This window comes from Kitasatospora sp. NPDC001159, assembly GCF_053598235.1.
Map to the genome: position 1 here is coordinate 114,582 of NZ_JBSFJV010000002.1, position 19,908 is coordinate 134,489.

At 73.6% G+C, this 19,908-nt stretch carries 13 protein-coding genes and 1 pseudogene; 3 read left to right on the forward strand and 11 right to left on the reverse strand.

Annotated features, from left to right (window positions below):
- Positions 1-2: 2 nt before the first annotated feature.
- The 3 genes from pcrA to ACWC9T_RS01955 all read right to left on the reverse strand — a co-directional run bounded on the left by pcrA (position 3) and on the right by ACWC9T_RS01955 (position 4,881).
- A complete protein-coding gene (gene pcrA, locus ACWC9T_RS01945; RefSeq protein WP_449819116.1) occupies positions 3-2,627 on the reverse strand; it encodes a DNA helicase PcrA in 2,625 nt (874 codons plus the stop codon).
- A 102-nt stretch (positions 2,628-2,729) separates the two neighbouring features.
- On the reverse strand, positions 2,730-3,407 hold the full coding sequence (locus ACWC9T_RS01950; protein ID WP_316523700.1) for a response regulator transcription factor: 678 nt from the start codon (positions 3,405-3,407) through the stop codon (positions 2,730-2,732).
- Positions 3,400-4,881 carry a PspC domain-containing protein gene (locus tag ACWC9T_RS01955; RefSeq protein WP_449819117.1) on the reverse strand — a complete coding sequence of 494 codons (1,482 nt, stop codon included), beginning with the start codon at positions 4,879-4,881 and terminating at the stop codon, positions 3,400-3,402. The genes ACWC9T_RS01950 and ACWC9T_RS01955 overlap by 8 nt, the downstream gene beginning before the upstream one ends.
- A gap of 134 nt (positions 4,882-5,015) precedes the next feature.
- Between ACWC9T_RS01955 and ACWC9T_RS01960 the strand changes: the two genes are divergently transcribed.
- Together ACWC9T_RS01960 and ACWC9T_RS01965 are read left to right on the forward strand one after the other, a co-directional pair.
- Positions 5,016-6,449 carry a PspC domain-containing protein gene (locus tag ACWC9T_RS01960; protein WP_449819118.1) on the forward strand — a complete coding sequence of 478 codons (1,434 nt, stop codon included), beginning with the start codon at positions 5,016-5,018 and terminating at the stop codon, positions 6,447-6,449.
- Positions 6,446-6,655 (forward strand): hypothetical protein, encoded by a 210-nt coding sequence (locus ACWC9T_RS01965; protein ID WP_449819119.1) that lies wholly within the window; start codon positions 6,446-6,448, stop codon positions 6,653-6,655. Before ACWC9T_RS01960 ends, ACWC9T_RS01965 begins: the two co-directional genes overlap by 4 nt.
- Positions 6,656-6,682: 27 nt before the next feature.
- Here the strand turns inward: ACWC9T_RS01965 and ACWC9T_RS01970 are convergent, their stop codons facing one another.
- From ACWC9T_RS01970 to ACWC9T_RS02005, 8 genes and pseudogenes are all read right to left on the reverse strand, one after another.
- Positions 6,683-7,195 carry a QcrA and Rieske domain-containing protein gene (locus ACWC9T_RS01970; RefSeq protein ID WP_449819193.1) on the reverse strand — a complete coding sequence of 171 codons (513 nt, stop codon included), beginning with the start codon at positions 7,193-7,195 and terminating at the stop codon, positions 6,683-6,685.
- Positions 7,184-7,717, reverse strand: a pseudogene (locus ACWC9T_RS01975) (DoxX family membrane protein); the annotation flags it as partial. The pseudogene ACWC9T_RS01975 and the gene ACWC9T_RS01970, both read right to left, overlap by 12 nt.
- A gap of 196 nt (positions 7,718-7,913) precedes the next feature.
- Positions 7,914-9,509, reverse strand: a complete 1,596-nt coding sequence (gene guaA / locus ACWC9T_RS01980; RefSeq protein ID WP_449819120.1) for a glutamine-hydrolyzing GMP synthase — start codon at positions 9,507-9,509, stop codon at positions 7,914-7,916.
- A 1,013-nt stretch (positions 9,510-10,522) separates the two neighbouring features.
- Entirely contained in the window at positions 10,523-12,409 is a 1,887-nt protein-coding gene (locus ACWC9T_RS01985) for a hypothetical protein (protein WP_449819121.1), read from the reverse strand.
- A gap of 139 nt (positions 12,410-12,548) precedes the next feature.
- Complete coding sequence (locus ACWC9T_RS01990) at positions 12,549-14,354, reverse strand: GMC oxidoreductase (RefSeq protein WP_449819122.1); 1,806 nt, start codon at positions 14,352-14,354, stop codon at positions 12,549-12,551.
- An 84-nt stretch (positions 14,355-14,438) separates the two neighbouring features.
- Entirely contained in the window at positions 14,439-16,082 is a 1,644-nt protein-coding gene (locus ACWC9T_RS01995) for a succinic semialdehyde dehydrogenase (RefSeq protein ID WP_449819123.1), read from the reverse strand.
- 103 nt (positions 16,083-16,185) lie between these two features.
- Positions 16,186-17,991 (reverse strand): protein kinase domain-containing protein, encoded by a 1,806-nt coding sequence (locus tag ACWC9T_RS02000; RefSeq protein WP_449819124.1) that lies wholly within the window; start codon positions 17,989-17,991, stop codon positions 16,186-16,188.
- A 163-nt stretch (positions 17,992-18,154) separates the two neighbouring features.
- On the reverse strand, positions 18,155-19,264 hold the full coding sequence (locus ACWC9T_RS02005) for a protein kinase domain-containing protein (protein ID WP_449819125.1): 1,110 nt from the start codon (positions 19,262-19,264) through the stop codon (positions 18,155-18,157).
- Between the two features lie 57 nt (positions 19,265-19,321).
- On the opposite strand from ACWC9T_RS02005, the gene ACWC9T_RS02010 reads away from it, so the two are divergent.
- On the forward strand, positions 19,322-19,876 hold the full coding sequence (locus ACWC9T_RS02010) for an SHOCT domain-containing protein (RefSeq protein ID WP_449819126.1): 555 nt from the start codon (positions 19,322-19,324) through the stop codon (positions 19,874-19,876).
- Positions 19,877-19,908: the final 32 nt, after the last annotated feature.

Sequence of the window (19,908 nt, forward strand, 5' to 3'; positions counted from 1 at the left end):
CGCTAGAGCTTCTCGACGGGCGCGTAGCGCAGCAGCAGCTGCTTGCGCCCCTCCGAGCCGAAGTCGACCGTGGCCTGCGCCCGGTCGCCGACGCCGGTGACGCCCACCACCGTGCCCAGCCCGAAGGTGTCGTGGGTGACCCGGTCGCCGACCGCGAGCGAGACGGCCTCGCGCTCCACCACCTTGCCGGCGCGCCGCGCCGACTGGCCCCAACCCGCCTTCGGTGAGGCGGTCGCCGACGAAGACCCGGCGGAACGCGAGCCCCCGGACGAGGACTTGCCCCAGGACGAGCCCGAGGAGAAGCCGCGCTGGACCGGCGCCTGCGCCGCGCCCGTCCGTTTCCAGTCGACCAGCGTCTCCGGGATCTCCTCCAGGAACCGCGAGGCCGGGTTGTAGGCCGGCTGCCCCCAGGCGCTGCGCAGCACCGAGCGGGTCAGGTAGAGCCGCTCCCGGGCGCGGGTGAGCCCCACGTACGCGAGCCTGCGCTCCTCCTCCAGCTCCTTGGCCTGGTTGAGCGCCCGCATGTGCGGGAAGATCCCGTCCTCCATACCGGTCAGGAAGACCACCGGGAACTCCAGGCCCTTGGCGGTGTGCAGGGTCATCATCGTGATGACGCCCTGTCCCTCCTCGTCCTCGTCCGGGATCTGATCCGAGTCGGCGACCAGCGCGACCCGCTCCAGGAAGTCGGCCAGCGAGCCGACCGGCGGCGCGCCCTCCTCCCCGGCGTCCGGCCGCTCGCCCGGGTCCTGCTCGTACTCCAGCGCGACGGAGGCGAGCTCCTGCAGGTTCTCCACCCGGGTCTCGTCCTGCGGGTCGGTGGAGGCCTGGAGTTCGGCCAGGTAGCCGGTCTCCTCCAGGACGGCCTCCAGCACCGCCGCCGGGCCCGCGCCCGACTCGACGACCTGGCGCAGCCCGGCCATCAGGGTGTTGAACTTCTTGACCGCGTTGGCCGAGCGCGCGGCCATCCCGTACGCCTCGTCCACCCGCAGCAGCGCCTGGGCGAAGGAGATCCGCTCCCGCGCGGCCAGCGCGTCGACCATCGCCTCGGCCCGCTCGCCGATGCCGCGCTTGGGCACGTTGAGGATCCGGCGCAGCGGCACGGTGTCCTCCGGGTTGGAGAGCACCCGCAGGTACGCCAGGACGTCCCGGACCTCCTTGCGCTCGTAGAAGCGCACCCCGCCGACCACCTTGTACGGCAGGCCGACCCGGATGAACACCTCCTCGAACACTCGGGACTGGGCGTTGGTGCGGTAGAAGATCGCGACGTCGCCGGGCTTGGCCTCGCCCTGGTCGGTGAGGCGGTCGATCTCGTCGGCGATGAACTGGGCCTCGCCGTGCTCGTCGTCCGCGACGTAGCCGACCACCTTCTCGCCGTGCTCGCCGGCCGTCCAGAGCTTCTTGTCGCGCCGGTTGGCGTTGCGCTCGATGACGGCGTTGGCGGCGCTCAGGATGGTCTGGGTGGAGCGGTAGTTCTGCTCCAGCAGGATCGTGGTCGCGTTCGGGTAGTCCTCCTCGAACTGGAGGATGTTGCGGATGGTCGCGCCGCGGAAGGCGTAGATCGACTGGTCCGCGTCACCGACCACGCACAGCTCCGCCGGCGGCACCTCGGCCCGGCGCCCGGCCGCCGGGTTCACGAGCTCGCCGTCCACGGTGCGCTTGGGGGCGTCGGCCACCGAGCCGCCGGTCAGCTCGCGGACCAGCGTGTACTGGGCGTGGTTGGTGTCCTGGTACTCGTCGACCAGGATGTGCCGGAACCGGCGCCGGTAGTGCTCGGCGACGTCGGGGAAGGCCTGCAGCAGGTTCACCGTCGTCATGATGATGTCGTCGAAGTCCAGCGCGTTGGCCTCGCGCAGCCGCCGCTGGTACAGCGCGTACGCCTCGGCGAGCTTCTTCTCCATCGGGTTGGCGGCCTGGTCGGCGAAGGTCTCCTCGTCGATCAGCTCGTTCTTGAGGTTGCTGACCTTCGCCGTGAAGGACTTCGGCGGGAACTGCTTCGGGTCCAGGTCGAGGTCGCGGCAGACCAGCGACATCAGCCGCTGCGAGTCGGCCGAGTCGTAGATCGAGAAGCTGGAGGTGAAGCCCAGCACCTTGGACTCGCGGCGCAGGATCCGCACACAGGCGCTGTGGAAGGTGGACACCCACATCGCCCGGGCGCGCGGGCCGACCAGCGCCTCGACGCGCTCGCGCATCTCGCCGGCCGCCTTGTTGGTGAAGGTGATCGCCAGGATCTCGCCCGGCTGCACCCCGCGGGCGCCCAGCAGGTACGCGATCCGGTGGGTCAGCACCCGGGTCTTGCCGGAGCCGGCGCCGGCCACGATCAGCAGCGGCGAGCCCGCGTGCAGCACCGCCTCGCGCTGCGGGTCGTTCATCCCCTCCAGCAGCTGTGCCGGGTCCACCACCGTCCGGGCGGCGCCGTTGCGGTGCCAGGCGTCCCGCTCGGCCTCGGCCGCATGGTCGGTCCGGAACAGCCCGTCCGGGATGGCCTCCTCGTACGCGTCGTACGGGACGTCGTCCTCGTACGGCGGGGGCTCCTCGTCGACGGCGTCGATGGGTGCGGCGGGCTGCTTCGACCCGGCGGCGGGTGCCTCGAAACCGGGGAGCGGGAGGTCGTCAAAGAGGCTACTCATGGCACTGACGAGTCTATGGCCACCCACGGACAAGCCCGCCCGCCCGGAGGAAACCGGGCGGGCGGGCTTACCGCGGCATTCGAAGACACCCCGCGGAGGGGCTCAGACCAGGCGGCGGGCGGTGGCCCAGCGGGTGAGCTCGTGGCGGTTGCTGAGCTGGAGCTTGCGCAGGACGGCGGAGACGTGGCTCTCGACGGTCTTCACCGAGATGAAGAGCTGCTTGGCGATCTCCTTGTAGGCGTAGCCGCGGGCGATCAGCCGGAGCACCTCGCGCTCGCGCTGGGTGAGGCGGTCGAGGTCCTCGTCCACCGGCGGGGTGTCGGTGGCGGCGAAGGCGTCCAGGACGAAGCCGGCCAGCCGGGGCGAGAAGACGGCGTCGCCGTCGGCGATCCGGAAGATCGCGTTGACCAGGTCGGTGCCGGTGATGGTCTTGGTGACGTAGCCGCGCGCGCCGCCGCGGATGACGCCGATGACGTCCTCGGCGGCGTCCGAGACGGACAGCGCCAGGAACTTCACCCCTCCCTGCTCGCCCATCACGCCGACCGAGCGGCGCAGCACCTCGACACCGCCGCCGCCGGGCAGGTGGACGTCGAGCAGCACCACGTCCGGCCTGGTCTCGGCGACCACGCGGACCGCCGAGTCGACGTCGTCGGCCTCGCCGACCACGTCGATGCCGGTCACCTCGGTACGGCCGATCTCGGCCCTGACCCCCGTCCGGAACATCCGGTGGTCGTCCACCAGGACGACCCTGGCCGTGCGCTCCGGCGCTGCCTCAGTCATTCGTTCTCTCCATCTCCAGCTCGACCTCGGTGCCGCCGCCCGCAGCCGGCCGCACCCGAGCGGTGCCGCCGTTGCGCTTCATCCGGCCGATGATCGACTCCCGTACGCCCATCCGGTCCTCGGGCACCGTGTCGGGGTCGAAGCCGGGGCCGTGGTCACGGATGAACACCGACACCGTCCTCCCCTCCACCTCGGCGTAGACCCGGACCGGTCCCCCGCCACCGTACTTGGCCGCGTTGACGGTCGCCTCCCTCGCGGCCTGCATCTGTGCCGCGATCTTCTCGTCCATCGGGCAGTCGCCGACGATCACCAGCTCGACCGGGACGCCGTGCCGGTCCTCGACCTCGGCGACGGCGGCGCGCAGGGTCTCCGCCATGGTGTCCGGCGCGGCCTCGGCGACGGCCTCCGGGCGGTACAGCCACAGCCGCAGCTCACGCTCCTGGGAGCGCGCCAGCCGCAGCACCTCCTTGGGGTCCTCGGCCCGACGCTGGATCAGGGTCAGGGTGTGCAGCACCGAGTCGTGGATGTGCGCGGCGATCTCGGCGCGCTCCTGGGCGCGGATGCGGGCGGTGCGCTCGGCGCCGAGGTCCTGCCACATCCGCAGGCCGTACGGGCCGAGCAGCACCAGCACGCCGGCCAGCACCGCGAGGGAGGCCTCGATCACCGAGCCGAGCGTGGAGCCGCTGCCCTGCATGGCGAGCAGCGCGATGGTGCCGGCCACCGTGAGCAGCACGCCGGCGCCGACCCGGGTGTAGGCGCCGCGGCGCTTCTCGCCCTCCTCGATGCCGAACCAGCGCTGCCAGCGCGAGTCGTCGGCCTGCCGCCAGACCAGCGCGACGCCGACGCCGATCGCCAGCAGCGGCCAGGTGTACGGCTTGGCGGTCTGCACGCCGAGCACGTTCAGCAGGGCGATCAGGCCGATCACGACCATGACCAGGGCGGCGAGCTGGCCGATGCCGCCCTGCCCGTTCTTGGCGGCGGGCCGGTCGGCGGCCTCGGCGGACTCGCCCTCGGCAGCGGCGGCGGGCACGGTGACCGGCTCGCCCTGGAGGGCGTGCTGGAGCAGTTCGCGCAGCCGGCCGACCCAGCCGCCGCCGGACTTGGTCAGCGGGGTGCCCGGCCGCAGCCAGGCCGAGGTCGGGATGTAGACGCCGTTGACGTTCACCCAGTGCGTGCCACCGCGCTGCGAGGGCTCGCCGATGCCGATCGGCACCACGAACCAGAACGCGGCGTACAGCAGCGCGCCGATCCCCTGCGCGAAGAACAGCAGGACGAAGGCGAGCCGCACCCAGCGGACCGGCAGCCCGAGGTGCACCGCCAGCCCGTGCGCGACGCCGCCCAGCATCCGCCCCTGCGGGCTGCGGTAGAGCCGACGGTACGGCGGCCGTCCGCTGTCGGGCGCGTTCGGGTCGCCGCTGGGCGACGACGCGGTGTCGGGGGCGGGGGGTCGGGGATCGGTACCGGGTGCTGCCACGTCACCGATGGTTCCACGCGGGTGCCCGCGGGCGCATCAGGGTGTGTCCCTAACGTCTATCAGGGAGAAGTCAGGGTACGGGCAGGGCCGGGCCCGGTTGGGCCGGACCACCCCCTGCCGGAAGGATGGTGCCCATGACCGAGGACCACCGCATCCAGGAGGCCGGGCCCGCCGCCCCGCCGGAACCGGACCGCCCCCCGCTGACCCGGGCCGAGCACCACCGTGTGGTGGCCGGCGTCTGCGGCGGCCTCGGGCGGCATCTGGACATCGACCCGGTGGTCTTCCGGGTGGTCACCGTGGTGCTCTGCCTCTCCGGCGGCCTCGGACTGTTCCTGTACGGCCTGGCCTGGCTGATCGTCCCGACCGAGGGCGCCACCGGCGGCAAGGGCGGGCGCACCGAGCTCCAGCGGGTGCTCACCGGCCGGGTGGACGGCCAGTCGGTCGGCGCGGTGCTGCTGACCGTGATCGGCACCGGGGTGTTCTTCTCCTCGATGGGCGACGGCGACCAGCTGTTCCCGCTGCTGCTGCTCGGCGGCCTGGTCTTCCTGGCGGTGCGCTACGACCCGGAGCGCCGCCGCGGCCAAACCCGCGGCCGCCGGCGCGGCGGCCCGTACGACCGTCACGTCCCCGAGGCCGACGGCTACACCTGGCCGCGCCCGCCGCAGGACGAGGCGGCCCGCGCCCAGCACGCCGCCGACCGGGCCGCCGGGAAGGTCCCCACCGGCTCCCCCGCCCAGGGCCCGAGCGGCTACCTGTGGGACCCGCGCCACCCCGAGCGCAACCCGTACGGCGACGCCGCCCCCGCCTCCTCGGCCACCACGCCCCCGTTCGGTACGAAGGTGCCGCCGCCCGGCAGCCCGGCCCAGCCCTGGTGGCAGCGCACCGACCTGCCGGAGGGCGACCCGCTGCGCAAGGAGCGCCCGCAGCGCCGCCGCGAACCGGCCGTCGTCCGGCACCCCAAGGAGCGCTCGGCGCTCGGCTTCTTCGGCTTCCTGCTGGCGATCGGCGCGGCCACCGCGGTCTGGTCCGGCTCGGTCGGCCACACCGACGTCACCAAGCTGAGCACCGTGGTGCTGGCCACCGGACTGCTGGTGGTCGGTCTGACCCTGCTGCTGGCCGCGAAGTTCGGCAAGGCCCGCAAGCTCGCGGTGCTGGGTCTGCTGGTCACCCTGGCGCTGGCCTTCGTCGGCCGCTCGCCGCACTCCGTGCAGGACGCCGTCGGCGACCGCTCGTGGACGATCACCTCCGCCGCCGACCTGAAGGACCGCTACAACCTCGGCGCCGGGGAGATCCGGATGGACCTGGCCGGGCTCGACCCCGCCGGGACCGCCCTCGCCACCAAGGTCGACCTCGGCGCCGGCCAACTGACCGTCACCCTGCCGTCCGACGTCACGGTGAACCTGGTGGCCCGGGTCGGCCTCGGCAACATCAACGTCCCGGGCGACCAGAACAACGGCACCGGCCGGCACACCTACGTGCTCAACCCGCCGGTCGGCCACCCGTCCAAGGGCACGCTCGACCTCGAACTCGGAATCGGCATCGGCGACATCAAGGTGGTCCAGCAGTGAGGAAGCACCGGCTCGACCTGTTCTCGCTGATCGCGGGCGGGCTGTTCACCGTGGTCGCCGTCAGCTACCTGGTGGCGGCGCTCAACGACGAGACGGTGAGCGGACGGATCGTCGTCCCGATCACGTTCCTCGTGCTCGGCGTCGGCGGCCTGGCCGGCGCGGTCGTGGCGGTGGCCCGGCGCAACCGGCCCGACCGCGAGGACTGAGCCCGACCGCGAGGACCGCGGGAGCGCTCAGCTCTGCAGCGGGCCCAGGGTCAGCTTGTCCCCGTCCTTGCTGACGGTGTACTTGGGCAGCGGCTTGACCGCCGGCCCGTTGACCACCGCGCCGGTCGCGGCGTCGAACCGGGAGCCGTGGCAGGGGCAGTAGAGCTGGCCGTTCTTCGGGGCGTCCACCGCGCAGCCGGAGTGGGTGCACACCGAGGAGAAGGCGCAGTACTGCCCGGCCTTGGGCTGGACGATGTAGACGGCGTCCCCGCTGGCCGGGTCCTTGACCTGCACGGAGCCGCCGACCGGCACGCTCGCCGCGGCCACCGAGGGGGCGGACGCCGTCGCGGCGGACGCCGTCGCGGCGGGGGCCGGGGCCGCCGACTGCTTGGGGGCGGCCTGCTTGTTCCGGCCGAAGGTTCGGGTCAGCGAGCCGGTCAGCAGCCCGGCGCCGCCGATCGCGACCGCCGCGATCCCGCCGTCCACCAGCGCCCGGCGCTTGACGTGGCCCTCGGCCAGCCCGCGCGCCCGGTCCCGCACGGCCCGGCCGGCCAGGTAGCCGTCCACCGACAGGTACGGCGTGCCGGCCAGCAGCAGCGGGGTCCAGGACATCAGGTAGGCGAGGTCGTTGCCGAGGTAGTACGGCGAGACGCTCCAGCTGACGGTGAGCCAGAGGCTCAGGTTGATCAGCGCGCCGCCCAGCGCCGCGACCCGCCCCCAGAGGCCGAGCAGGGTGCCGAGGCCGACCGCCAGCTCGCCGAAGGCGACCACGAGGGCGAACAGGGTGGGCGCGTCGAGGGCCGGGCCGAGCAGGAAGGAGATCGGGCTGCCGGCGGCCTTGGCCGCCTGGGTCTGCGAGACGAACGAGGCCGGATCGCCCGCGCCGGCCAGGAAGTGGGAGTCGGAGAGCTTGTCCAGGGCGGCGTAGACGAAGGTGGTGCCGAGGAGGATCCGCAGCGGCAGCAGCGCGTACCTGGACGCGAGCGCCCGCAGCTGGGCCGCCCGGTCGGCCCGGCCGGACGCGCCCCCGTCGACCGCCACGGAGTTGCTGGCCTCCGACATCCCTCACACCTTCCTTCGCGGCCTGCCACTCCCTGACAGGTCCGGTCGCATTCTGCCCGCTCCTGCACGCTTTCGGTGGGACGTCCCCCGGGAGGAACAAGACGTCCCACCCCGGGGAGCAAACGGCCGCGCCGCCGCTCCCCCATGCGGGAACGACGGCGCGACCGTTCAGCACCGGCTCAGCGGCGCGGGAGTGCTACTCCCACTCGATGGTGCCCGGCGGCTTGCTGGTGACGTCGACGACGACGCGGTTCACGTCGCGGACCTCGTTGGTGATCCGGGTGGAGATCCGGGCCAGCACGTCGTAGGGCAGGCGCGACCAGTCGGCGGTCATCGCGTCCTCGGACGAGACCGGACGCAGCACGATCGGGTGACCGTAGGTGCGGCCGTCGCCCTGCACGCCCACGCTGCGGACGTCGGCGAGCAGCACGACCGGGCACTGCCAGATCTCGCGGTCCAGACCGGCCGCGGTCAGCTCCTCGCGGGCGATCGCGTCGGCGTCGCGGAGCAGGTCCAGACGCTCCCTGGTGACCTCGCCGACGATCCGGATGCCCAGACCCGGGCCCGGGAACGGCTGGCGCTGGACGATCTCCTCCGGCAGGCCGAGCTCCTGGCCGACCATCCGGACCTCGTCCTTGAACAGCTTGCGCAGCGGCTCGACCAGCTGGAACTGCAGGTCCTCGGGCAGGCCGCCGACGTTGTGGTGGGACTTGATGTTGGCGGTGCCGGTGCCGCCGCCGGACTCCACCACGTCCGGGTACAGGGTGCCCTGGACCAGGAAGTCGACCGACTCGCCGTGCTCGCCGGCCTCGGCGATGATCTCGGCCTGGGCCTGCTCGAAGACCCGGATGAACTCACGACCGATGATCTTGCGCTTCTCCTCGGGGTCGGTGACCCCCTTCAGCGCGTTCAGGAAGCGCTCGGAGGCGTCGACGACCTTCAGCTGGACACCGGTGGCGGCCACGAAGTCCTTCTCGACCTGCTCGGTCTCGCCCTTGCGCATCAGGCCGTGGTCGACGTAGACGCAGGTCAGCCGGTCGCCGATGGCCTTGTTGACCAGGGCGGCCGCGACCGCGGAGTCCACACCGCCGGACAGGCCGCAGATCGCGCGCTTGTCGCCGACCTGCTCGCGGATCAGGGCGATCTGCTCCTCGACCACGCTGCCGGTGGTCCAGGTCGGGGCGATGCCGGCGCCGCGGTAGAGGAAGTGCTCCAGGATCTGCTGACCGTGGTCGGAGTGCAGCACCTCGGGGTGGTACTGGACGCCGTACAGGCGGGCCTCGTCGTTCTCGAAGGCCGCGACCGGGACCACGTCGGTGGAGGCGGTGACGGTGAAGCCCTCCGGGGCGGCGGAGCAGGCGTCGCCGTGCGACATCCACACCGAGTGCTGCGCCGGGACGCCCTCGAACAGGGTGGAGCCGACGCGGGAGACGGTCAGCGGGGTGCGGCCGTACTCGCGGGCGCCGGTGTTGTCGACGGTGCCGCCGAGGGTCACGGCCATCAGCTGGAAGCCGTAGCACATGCCGAAGACCGGGACCCCGGCCTCGAAGATCGCGCGGTCGATCTGCGGCGCGCCCTCTTCGTAGACCGACGACGGGCCACCGGAGAGGATGATCGCCTTCGGGTTCTTGGCGAGCATCTCGGCGACCGGCATGCTGCTCGGCACGATCTCGCTGTAGACCCGCGCCTCACGCACCCGACGGGCGATGAGCTGGGCGTACTGGGCACCGAAGTCGACCACCAGGACGGTGTCGTTGTCCGGTGCGGACTGGACGGGAATTGCAGAGGACACAGACGGCCTTCCGGCAGCGGTATCGAGGTGTCGCGCTGAACCGCCTCCCCGACGGGGGCTGCGGCGGCGGACGGGTGTGGGTGTCTGAACACCGATTCTACCGGGCTGTCCGGTTTCACTCGTCTGCCCGTCCAAAGGACCGTGACCGGGCGGGCCCTCGCTTCGTTGCTTCTGACGACCGTACGGCCGCGCCGCGTCCGCCAGACGCGCCGGCTCCGCCCCCGACCGGGGACACCGCCGTACGGGCTGCAGGACCACGCGTGGAGCTTCACCCCCAGTCCACCGGCGCATGTGGCGCCGCCACCCCGGCCGGCCGGGGAGCGCGGCTCCGTGGGACCGTGCGCGGGTGCCGTGGCCGGCCAGCAGGGGACAGCGACCCCGGCCGCGACTGGGCCGAGAGGTGGGACGGTCGGCCTCCGGGGACGCCCGGGACCGGCCGTCGCACCGACGGTTCACTCCGGGCGCACACCCCTCATCGCCCCGCGCTGCTACGCGCGTCCCCGTGCGTCGCAACCACTTCGACCACTACGCACCGTGATCATTCAGCACGGTGTCTGCCGTAAATGGACTGTGCCGAACTGTGCCGAATCGGTTGCAGAGCAAGCCCTTCGTCCAGCACGATGCTCGGTGTGAACGGTTCTCCCGGCGGCCGACAGGCTCATCGCGGAGGTCCGGACCGATGTCTCCGCCGTCGCCGCATGGAATGGCGACAGCGGTTTTCACTTCACGCTCCGTGAGCGGGGGCCCGGCGCAAACCTGCGCGCCGACCCGCCGTCGCACGGGCGCGCGCGCCCCGCTCCGCCGGCCCCCAAGCCGGAGCCGCGAGGACGCGACCCGAAGCCAACCGACACGACGGCGCCCCTCCCCCGGCGCCGTCACCTCCAGCACCGGCGCAGCCCTGACGCCGGTGCTGAGCGACAAAGGGCCCCGTTCCCCACGGGGCCCTTTGCCCTTTCCGGCTCCCTACGGCGCTTTCCGGCCGTTTCGGCCGCTCCCGGGGTTTCCGGTCCGCCTCAGGGGTGGTCGCGCCAGACGCTCGGGTCGACCGGCTCCTCGGGCGGCCGCGACGCGTCGGCGGGCAGCGGCGTCCCGGCGGTGGGGGCGGCCGGCGCCTCGTGCGAGCCGACCACCTCGCTCACCCCGGCCCCGAGCACCTCCGCCGGCGCGTCCTGCGGCCCGCCCTGCGGCGCGGAGTACGGTGCGGCGCCCTGCGGCGGCACGCCGACCGGGGGCACGCCCTGCGGGGGCACGCCCTGCGGCGGAACGCCGTACGCCGGACCGGTCGGGTACGGCACCTGCGGGGGCACCGCCCCGTACGGCCCGTACGGCGCCGCGCCGGGCGGCACCGCCCCGTACGGAGCCGCGGCACCCCGGCCACCGAGCGCCGCCATCGCCGCCGGCACCAGCACCGCCCCGACCACCGCCCAGACCGCGTTGGCCACCAGCACGCTGAGGAACACCAGGCCGACCGAGTTCTCCTCGGACATCTCCGAGTGGACGGAGGAGGTCCAGCCCGCCATCGACACCGTCCTGGTCAGCAGCGCGCCGGCCACCGTCATCAGCAGGGTCAGCACCACCGTGTACACGGCCGCCAGGCGCAGCCGGTCGGCCGCGTCCAGCTGCCGCCGGTGCGCCACCCAGCCGAGCAGGAGGGCCGCGACCACTGCCGCCAGGCCGCACCAGCGCCAGTCGGCGGGCACGTCGTGCAGATCGAAGAAGGAGAGCTCCACCCCGCTGCTGCGGTTGCCCCACGTCGTGTCGCCGCTGGTCATCCTGACGTGCGCCGAGAAGGTCGCCCCCGAGCCGAAGCCGAGCAACTGGAGACCGAGGTTGGGCAGGAACGCCAGTGAGACCGCGGTCATCGCACCGTTCTCGGCGTTCACCGCGACCAGCACGAAGGCCGCCACCGATGACAGGGCCACCGACAGCGCCAGCGCCTGGCCGGCCGTCAGCGCGGCCACCGCCCAGCCGCGCACCGACCGGCTGCGCCAGGCGGCCCAACGCAGTGCGTCGGTGCCGTAGACGGCGAAGGCCAGCAGGAAGGCCAGCAGGGCGGTCCAGCCGACCGCCTCCAGCCAGGTGCTGTCCGCGGTGATGCCCATCCCGCGGCTTCGGCTGCCGGAGTCGGAGTAGTCCGGGAAGCCGGAGTAGCCGCCGGGGCGCCCCGGGTTCCAGTCGGTGCCCGCGATCAGACCGAGCAGCAGGGTGACGGCGGCCAGCACCACGGCGCTGCGCAGTGCCTCACCGGCGGCCTGGGCCCGGGTCAGCTGGGTGCCGTCGGCCTTGCGCCGGCGCAGCCCGGCCCGCAGGCCGAGCCAGAGCGCCAGCGCCCAGAACACGGTGACGGTCAGCGGCAGGACCCGGAAGGTGAACTCCATGCCCTCCTGAAGGGAACGACCCGACGAGCCCGTGCTCTCGCCGATCCGGAACGGTGCGCCCAGCGCGTTCAGGGCCATCGCCAGCGCCGCGCCGAAGCGGTCGCCGAAATCGGGCGCGGCGTAGGCGCCGTCGTAGTCGTAGTCGCCCGGGACGGCGGCGATCAGCGCCGCCACCAGCAGGACGACGGTCGGCCCGATGGCCGCCACCAGCGCGGGACGCCAGTTCGAACCGGTCAGCCAGCGCAGCACGGGCGACTGGGCGGTCTTCGGGTAGTACGGCTGCCCGGCGCCCCAACCGCCCATCGCGGGCGGGCCGCCGACCGGCGGGTACCCGGCGCCCTGGCCGGGCGGTGGGTAGTAGCCGGGCGGCGCGGTGGGCGGCTGCCCGTGCCCGGGGGCGGTCGGCGGTACGGCGGGCGGGGCGACGGCGGTCGGCGGCGGGGGTGCCAGCGGCCGGCCGCACGAGCCGCAGGCGGGCGCTCCCTCCATCGAAGTCGCGCCGCACGATGCGCAGTTGGCCATGGGCCGCTTTCCCCCCGCTCGACGAGTTCCTGGTCCCCCAGGGAGCCCGTTTATCCCATCGGACCTGAACGGCTGTCAACCGCGAAAGCCACCGGGCGGGTTGGCCCCGGCCTGGTCGGACCGGGGCCGCGCCGCGGTCCTAGTCACGCTTCTTCGGGACCTCCGGGACGGGCAGCAGCGGCAGCCGCAACGCGCCGAACGCGCCCTCCGGTACGGCCGGTCGCACCGGCGCGACCGCGGCGACCGGGCGGTAGGCCTCGCCCGGGGCCGGACGCGGGTCCTCCTCGTCCTTGTTGGGCCACATCGACATGGCGCGCTCGGCCTGCGCGGTGATGGTGAGCGAGGGATTGACGCCGAGGTTGGCGGAAACGGCCGCGCCGTCCACCACGCTGATCCCGGGGTACCCGTACAGCCGGTGGTACGGGTCGACCACGCCGGTCTCGGGGGTGTCGCCGATCGGGCATCCGCCGAGGAAGTGCGCGGTCATCGGGATGTCGAAGATCTCGCCGACGGTGCTGCCCGGGAAGCCGTTGATCTCGTCTGCCAGCGCCTGGGCGCCCTGCTCGGCGGCCGGGATCCAGGTCGGGTTGGGGGTGCCGTGGCCCTGGCTGGAGGTGAGCCGGGGCTTGCCGAGCGGGCCCTTCTTCAGCGAGACGGTGATCGAGTTGTCCAGCGACTGCATCACCAGACCGATGATCGTCTTCTCGGACCAGCCGCGCTGGTTCATCGAGCGGGCGAAGGTCACCGGGTGGAGCGCCGAGTTGCCCAGGTAGCGCAGCCAGCGCGGGGTCTTCCCGCCGCCCTTGACCTGGGCGATGGACAGCGCGCCCATCGCGTTGGAGCCCTTGCCGTAGCGGACCGGCTCGATGTGGGTGTTGGCGTCCGGGTGGATCGAGGAGGTGATCGCGACGCCCTTGGTGAAGTCCGCCTTGCTGCCGTAGCGCCGGTCGGTGGTCTGCGCGCCCACCAGCGCCTCGGAGTTGGTGCGGGTCAGCTCGCCGAGCCGGGCGGAGATCCGGGGCAGGTGGCCCGAGTCGCGCATCCGGTGCAGCAGCGACTGGGTGCCGTAGGTGCCGGCCGCGACGACCACCCGGGCGGCGGTGATGGTCCGCGCGCCCGCCTTCACCCGGTCGGTCTTCGACCGGGAGTCGGTGCGCCGCACGTCCACCGCATAGCCACGGTTCCCATGGGCATCGCCGTGCTCGCGGATCCGGGCCACCGTCGTGAGCGGGTGGATCTCGGCGCCGCCCCGCTCCGCCAGGTACAGGTAGTTCTCGGTGAGCATGTTCTTGGCGCCGTGGCGGCAGCCGGTCATGCACTCGCCGCACTCCACGCAGGCCTTGCGGGCCGGGCCGGCGCCGCCGAAGTACGGGTCGGCGATCTCCTCGCCGGGCGCCGCCTTGGCCGTGCCGTCGGTGTCCTTGCCGTCGCCGAAGTAGACCCCGACCGGCGCCATGTGGAAGGTGTCGCCGACACCCATCCGCTCGGCGGCCGCCTTGAGGTGGACGTCCGAGGGGGTGACGGTCGGGTTGAGCCGCACCCCGAGCATCCGCTGCGCCTGGTCGTAGAAAGGCGCCAACTCCTGCTGCCAGTCGGTGATGTGGCGCCACTGGCGGTCCTCGAAGAAGGCCTTCGGCGGCACGTACAGGGTGTTGGCGTAGTTCAGCGAGCCGCCGCCGACCCCGGCGCCGGCCAGGATCAGCACATTGGCCAGCAGGTGGATCCGCTGGATGCCGTACAACCCGAGCTGCGGCGCCCACAGGTAGTTCGGCAGGTCCCAGGAGTTCCGGGGCAGTTCGTCCCGCTCGAAGCGCCGCCCGGCCTCCAGGACGGCGACCCGGTAGCCCTTCTCGGTCAGCCGCAGCGCCGCGACCGAACCGCCGAAGCCGGAGCCGACCACGACCACGTCGTAGTCGAACTCGGCCGCACCGCCGGACTCCACCATCTGCCACTGCTCCTTCGAGGGTTGAACCTGCTTGAAAAAAGCCGGTTGGGGGCCGCCTGAGCCCGCGGCCACTTGCGCCCCGGGCTACTTGAACCGCAGCGCCTTGAGCACCCGCAGCCCGCCGGTCATCACGGCCGCGAACTGCTCGTCGTCCAGGCCGAACGACGGCGCCAGCGGCATGACCCGCTGGGTCGAGATGGTCTGCGCCTCGGTGAAGCGCAGGATGCCCTCCGCACCGTGGCGCCGGCCGAGCCCGGAGTCGCCCATGCCGCCCATCGGCGCGGCGACCGAGCCGTACGCGGCCGCGTAGGCCTCGTTGACGTTGACCGTCCCGGTGCGCAGCCGGGCCGCGACCGCCCGGCCGCGCCGCAGGTCCCTCGTCCAGACGCTGGAGTTCAGGCCGTACGGCGTGGAGTTGGCGGCCGCGACCGCCTCCTCCTCGGTGTCGAAGCGGTAGACCGCGACGACCGGGCCGAAGGTCTCCTCACCGCAGACCGACATCTCCGGGGTCACCCCGGCGAGGATCGTCGGCTCGTAGAAGTACGGGCCGAGGTCGGGCCGGGCCCGGCCGCCGGCCAGCACGGTGGCGCCCGCCTTGACCGCCTCCTCCACGTGCCGGATGGTGGTGTCCAGTTGGCGGACCGAGACCAGCGAGCCCATGTCGGCGCCGTACGCGAGGCCGCCGCCCAGGCGCAGCGCCCGGGTGCGGGCGACGAAACGCTCCAGGAACTCGTCGGCCACCGAGCGGTGCACCAGCAGCCGCTCGATCGAGATGCACAGCTGTCCGGCCGAGGAGAAGCAGGCCCGTACCGCGCCCGCGGCAGCCGCGTCGAGGTCGGCGTCGGAGAGCACCAACATGGCGTTCTTGCCGCCGAGTTCGAGCGAGGCGCCGACCAGCCGGGCGGCGGCGCGCTGGGCGACCTCACGGCCGGTGCGGGTGGAGCCGGTGAAGGAGACGTAGTCGGCGTGCTCCACCACGGCCGGGCCGATCACCGGGCCGTCGCCGATCACCACCTGCCACAGGTCGGCCGGCAGCCCGGCCTCGATCAGCAGCTCACGGGCCCACAACCCGGTCAGCGCGGTCTGGGTGTCGGGCTTGTTGACCACCGCGTTGCCGGCCGCGAAGGCGGGCAGCAGGTCGCCGATGCACAGCTCCAGCGGGTAGTTCCACGGCGAGATGTGGCCGACCACGCCCTTGGGACGGCGGGCCTCGACGGTGTGGGTGAGCACCGGCAGCGCCCCGCCGCGGCGGCGGTCGCGCAGGTAGCCCTGGGCGCCGCGCCCGTAGTGCCGGGCGGCCATGGCGACGGCCAGCACCTCCTCGAAGGCGTGCAGCCGGGCCTTGCCGGTCTCGGCCTGGATCAGGTCCAGCACCTCGTCCTGCCGCTTGAGCAGCAGGTCGTGGAAGCGCAGCAGGACGGCGGCGCGGCGGCGCACCGGCAGCGCGGCCCAGGCGGGCTGGGCGCGGCGGGCCAGCTGGAAGGCGACCTCGACGTCGGCCGGGGTGGACTGCGGCAGGCCGGCCAGCCGCTCACCGGTCAGCGGGGCGACGGTCTCCACCACACTCGGCTCGCCGGTCGCGGTGACCCCGGCGGCCAGCCGGGCCACCAGGGACGGCGGGACGGCGGCCGCGACGGTCCGGCCACCACCGGGAGCTGCCGGGTTGCCGCTCGCGGAACCGGCGTCGGGGTGTTCGGTGGCCGCTGCATCTGCTGTGAGGTCCGACATACGGCGCAGCCTAGGCCTTCGGGGGCCGGTTCGGTACCCGTCGGTAACAAAAATCTGCCGCAGTCGGGCGAAAGCGGGGCGCTCCACCCGTACGGCCCTCCGCTCAGCGGGTCGGGGTGAAACCGTTGAGCACCGTGGTGAAACGCTGGAAGGCCTCGGTCCAGTCATTGCCCCTGTCCGGGCTGGACGAGTAGATCGCGTACGCGGTGCCGTCCTCGTCGAGGAACTCGGTCTCGATCGCGCGCCGGCGGCCGCCTTCCTTGGCCGCGTAGCTGAACTCCCAGACGGCCGCCTCGTGACCGTTCACCGCGGTGCTCGCCATCCGATGCTGCTTGTAGTCCTTCTGCGCCTTGGAGACGCTGGCCTCCATCTCCCGCATGTGCTCCAGCGGCTTGACCGACTGGCCGACGGTGACCGCGAACTGCAGGTAGTGCACCTTGCCGTCGGGGCTGTAGAAGATCTGGTTGTTGTCGGTCCCGAGGATGCGCTGCCAGGCCGGGTTCGCGGTCGGCAGCGGGAAGCGGAAGCCGGCTGGGTCGTCAACCCAGCGGTAGCCGGAGGGCGCCGGCGCCCCCGGGGTCGCGCTGCCGGTCGGCTCCGGGTCGGACGGCTCGGCCGTGCCCGGCTGCCCGGTCGGGGTGGTGTCGGCGTCCGGGGCGCCGGCCACGTGCCGGGTGGCGAAGAAGGTCCCCGCGGCCGCCAGCACCCCGACGGCCACCGCGATGGCGACCAGCTTCATCCGGCTGCGGCGCTTGGCCGGGCCCCGCGCGGGCGCGACGGTGTGCGCGACCGGCGCGCTGACGGCGGTGTGCGCCTGCGGTGCGGCTGGCACGCCCCCGGCGGTGTGCGCCTGCGGTGCGGCTGGCACGCCCCCGGCGGTGTCCGCGGCAACGACCGGAACGGCGGAGGTGACGGCGGTCGCGGGCGCGACCGGACGCGGCTCGGTCCGCTCCTCCGAGTCCTCCAGCGGGGACTTCGCGGTCCCCTCCGGCACCTCGCTGCGGTCCACCACCGGCACCGACTGGGTGGGCGTACGGACCGACGCGACCGACTTCAGGCCCATGGTGTGCCCGGCCTGCACCTCGGCCAGCATCCGGGCCGCCTCGTCCGCGCTCGGCCGGTCGGCCGGGTCCTTGGCCATCAGGGCGGCCAGCACCGGCCCCAGCGGCCCGGCCCGGCGCGACTCCGGCAGCGGCTCGTCGACCACCGCGGCCAGCGTGGTGATCGGCGAGTCCCGGCGGAACGGCGACTGGCCCTCGACCGCCGCGTACAGCGTCGCCCCGAGGCCCCACAGGTCGGAGGCCGGCCCGGGCCGCTCGCCCTGGGCGCGCTCGGGGGCCAGGTAGTCCGGCGAGCCGACCAGGTCGCCCGGCCGGGTCAGCTCGGTCGAGCCCTCGTAGGTCGCGATGCCGAAGTCCAGCAGCACCACCCGCCCGGTGCCGCGCTCCAGCAGCACGTTGGCCGGCTTGACGTCCCGGTGCAGCACACCGAGCTGGTGGCCGCGGTGCAGCGCGGCGAGCACCTGGCTGCCGACCTCGGCGGCGGCGCGCGGCTGGAGGGTGCCGTCCTGGCTGATCACGTCGGCCAGCGAGCGGCCGTCGACCAGCTCCATCACGATCCACGGCCGGCCGTCCTGCTCCAGCACGTCGTGCACGGTGATCACGCCGGGATGCTTGATCCGGGCGGCGGCGCTGGCCTCGCGCTTCATCCGCGCGTGCAGGATCTGCAGGTCCTCCTCGGGGAGGTGGTTGACGGTCAGTTCCTTGACCGCGACCTCGCGGTCCAGCATCCGGTCCCAGGCCCGCCAGACCGTGCCCATCCCGCCCCGGCCGAGCCGGTCACCGAGCTCGTACCGCCCGGCCAACAGCCGCTCCGCTTCGGCCGCCTCCGGCCGGTCCTGCACGCCCATCGGCGACCGCTCCCCCTCTCGACTTCCACCTGCCGTCACCGCGGCGGATCGCCTGGTGCAGACCGCTGTTCGAACAAATCCCACGCACACATTAGGCGCACCCTGCCCACCCCGGTAATCACGCCCGCCCACCGGACCGAGGAGCCGGTGCACACCGGGGCCGTCAGCCTGCGAACAGCACCACGGCGGCTATTCCCAGCACCAGCAGCAGGAACACGCCCCCGACCAGCAGCGGCCCGAGGAGGGCCGGGGCCATCCGCGGCGCTCTGCCGCCGCCGGTCCGTGCCCCGTTGAACTCCGCACCGACCTCCGGCCGCCCGCCCCGGCCGCCCGCGCCGCGCCGACGCGGCCGCAGCGGCACCAGCGGCGCGTCCGGCTTGAGCTCCACCGCCCGCGCCGCCCGCTCCTCGTCGGCCGGCTCCGGCGCACCCGCCAGCAGCGCCGCCAGCTCCTGCCGCGCCGCGTCCGCGGTCGGCCGCAGGGTCGGATCGGGCTGCAGCAGCCGCTCGGCCAGCGGCGCCAGCGGACCACAGACCACCGAGGGCTCGCGCCGCCCGTCCCGCACCGCCGTCACCAGCTCCGGCACACCACCCTCCGGGTACGGCGCACGGCCGGTCACCAGCCGCTGCACCAGCACCCCGAGCGCCCAGCAGTCACCCGCCGGGCCGCCGTCCAGCGGCCAGCGCTCGGCCACCGGGCCGACCAGGGTGGCCCGGACCTCGTACCGGCGCCGGCCGCCCGGCCCGCCGAGGTCCTCGGCCAGCGCCTCCTGCGCCACCCCGGCGAGCAGCCCGCCGAGCATCGCCGCGCCGTCCTCGCAGACCAGCACCGACTCGGCGGTCAGGTTGCCGTGGGCGAGCCCGGCCTCGTGGAGCGCCCGCAGCGCGCCGGCCACGTCCGCCGCCAGCTCGGCCGCCCGGTACGGCGGTACCGGAGCGGCGGCGAGCAGTTCGGCCAGCGTCTGCCCGGCCGGCCGCTCCTCCACCGTCCACAGCAACTCGCCCTCGACGAAGGCCCCGACCCCGCGCAGCAGCCGCGGGTGCCAGGACGGCGCGGCCGAGCCGACCGCCGCCACCCGCCGCACCAGCCGGTCCCCGTGCGCCGGGTTCGGCTCGTCCGGGTCCTGACCGGCGGTCAGCAGCGCGGGCAGCTCCACCGCGCGCAGCAGCACCGACTCGCCGGTCCGCTCGTCCACCGCGAAGGCGCGCAGCAGTTCGGGACGGTCCGTCAGCCGGTACCGCCCCGCCAGCAACTGCCCCGGGCCGACTCGCATGCCAGTTCCTCTCGCTCATCGAGCAGCCTACTGAGCGGCTCCTTTACGCTCGACCCCATGGACTGGACCGATCTGATCGACACCGCCTTCAAGGCGGCGGGCAACAACAGCCAAGCCAACCAGGCCGCGGCCGTCCGCACGGTCGAGGCCGCCGTCATAAACGGCGAGAAGCCGGTCGCCTCCACCGCCGGGCGCCACCCCGACCACTTCCGCAAGGGGGTGTTGGTGCTCACCACCCACCGGATGCTCTTCCTCAAGGACGGAAAACCGCCGGTCCCGGTTCCGCTTACGGCCGTCACCGACGCCGCCGTGACCCGCACCAAGCTCAACGGCGACGTGCTGACGGTCGTCGCGCTGACCGGCTCGCACCGCTTCGAGGACGTGGCCAAGGCCGACGTCTTCGCCGAGCGGATCCGCGAGGCCGCCCGGCTCGCCCGCAGCGCATCGCCGCAGGCGCCCGCCGCCGTCCCGGTGCCCTCCGGCGCCGCCCCCGTCGAGCTCTCGGCCGGTGAGCAACTCCTCGGCCAGCTGGAGCGGTTGGCCGCCCTGCGGGCCTCAGGTGCGCTCACCGAGGAGGAGTTCAGCCGGGCCAAGCAGCGTCTGCTCGGCTGAACCCGCCCGCCACAGGGCCGGTCTTCGAATCT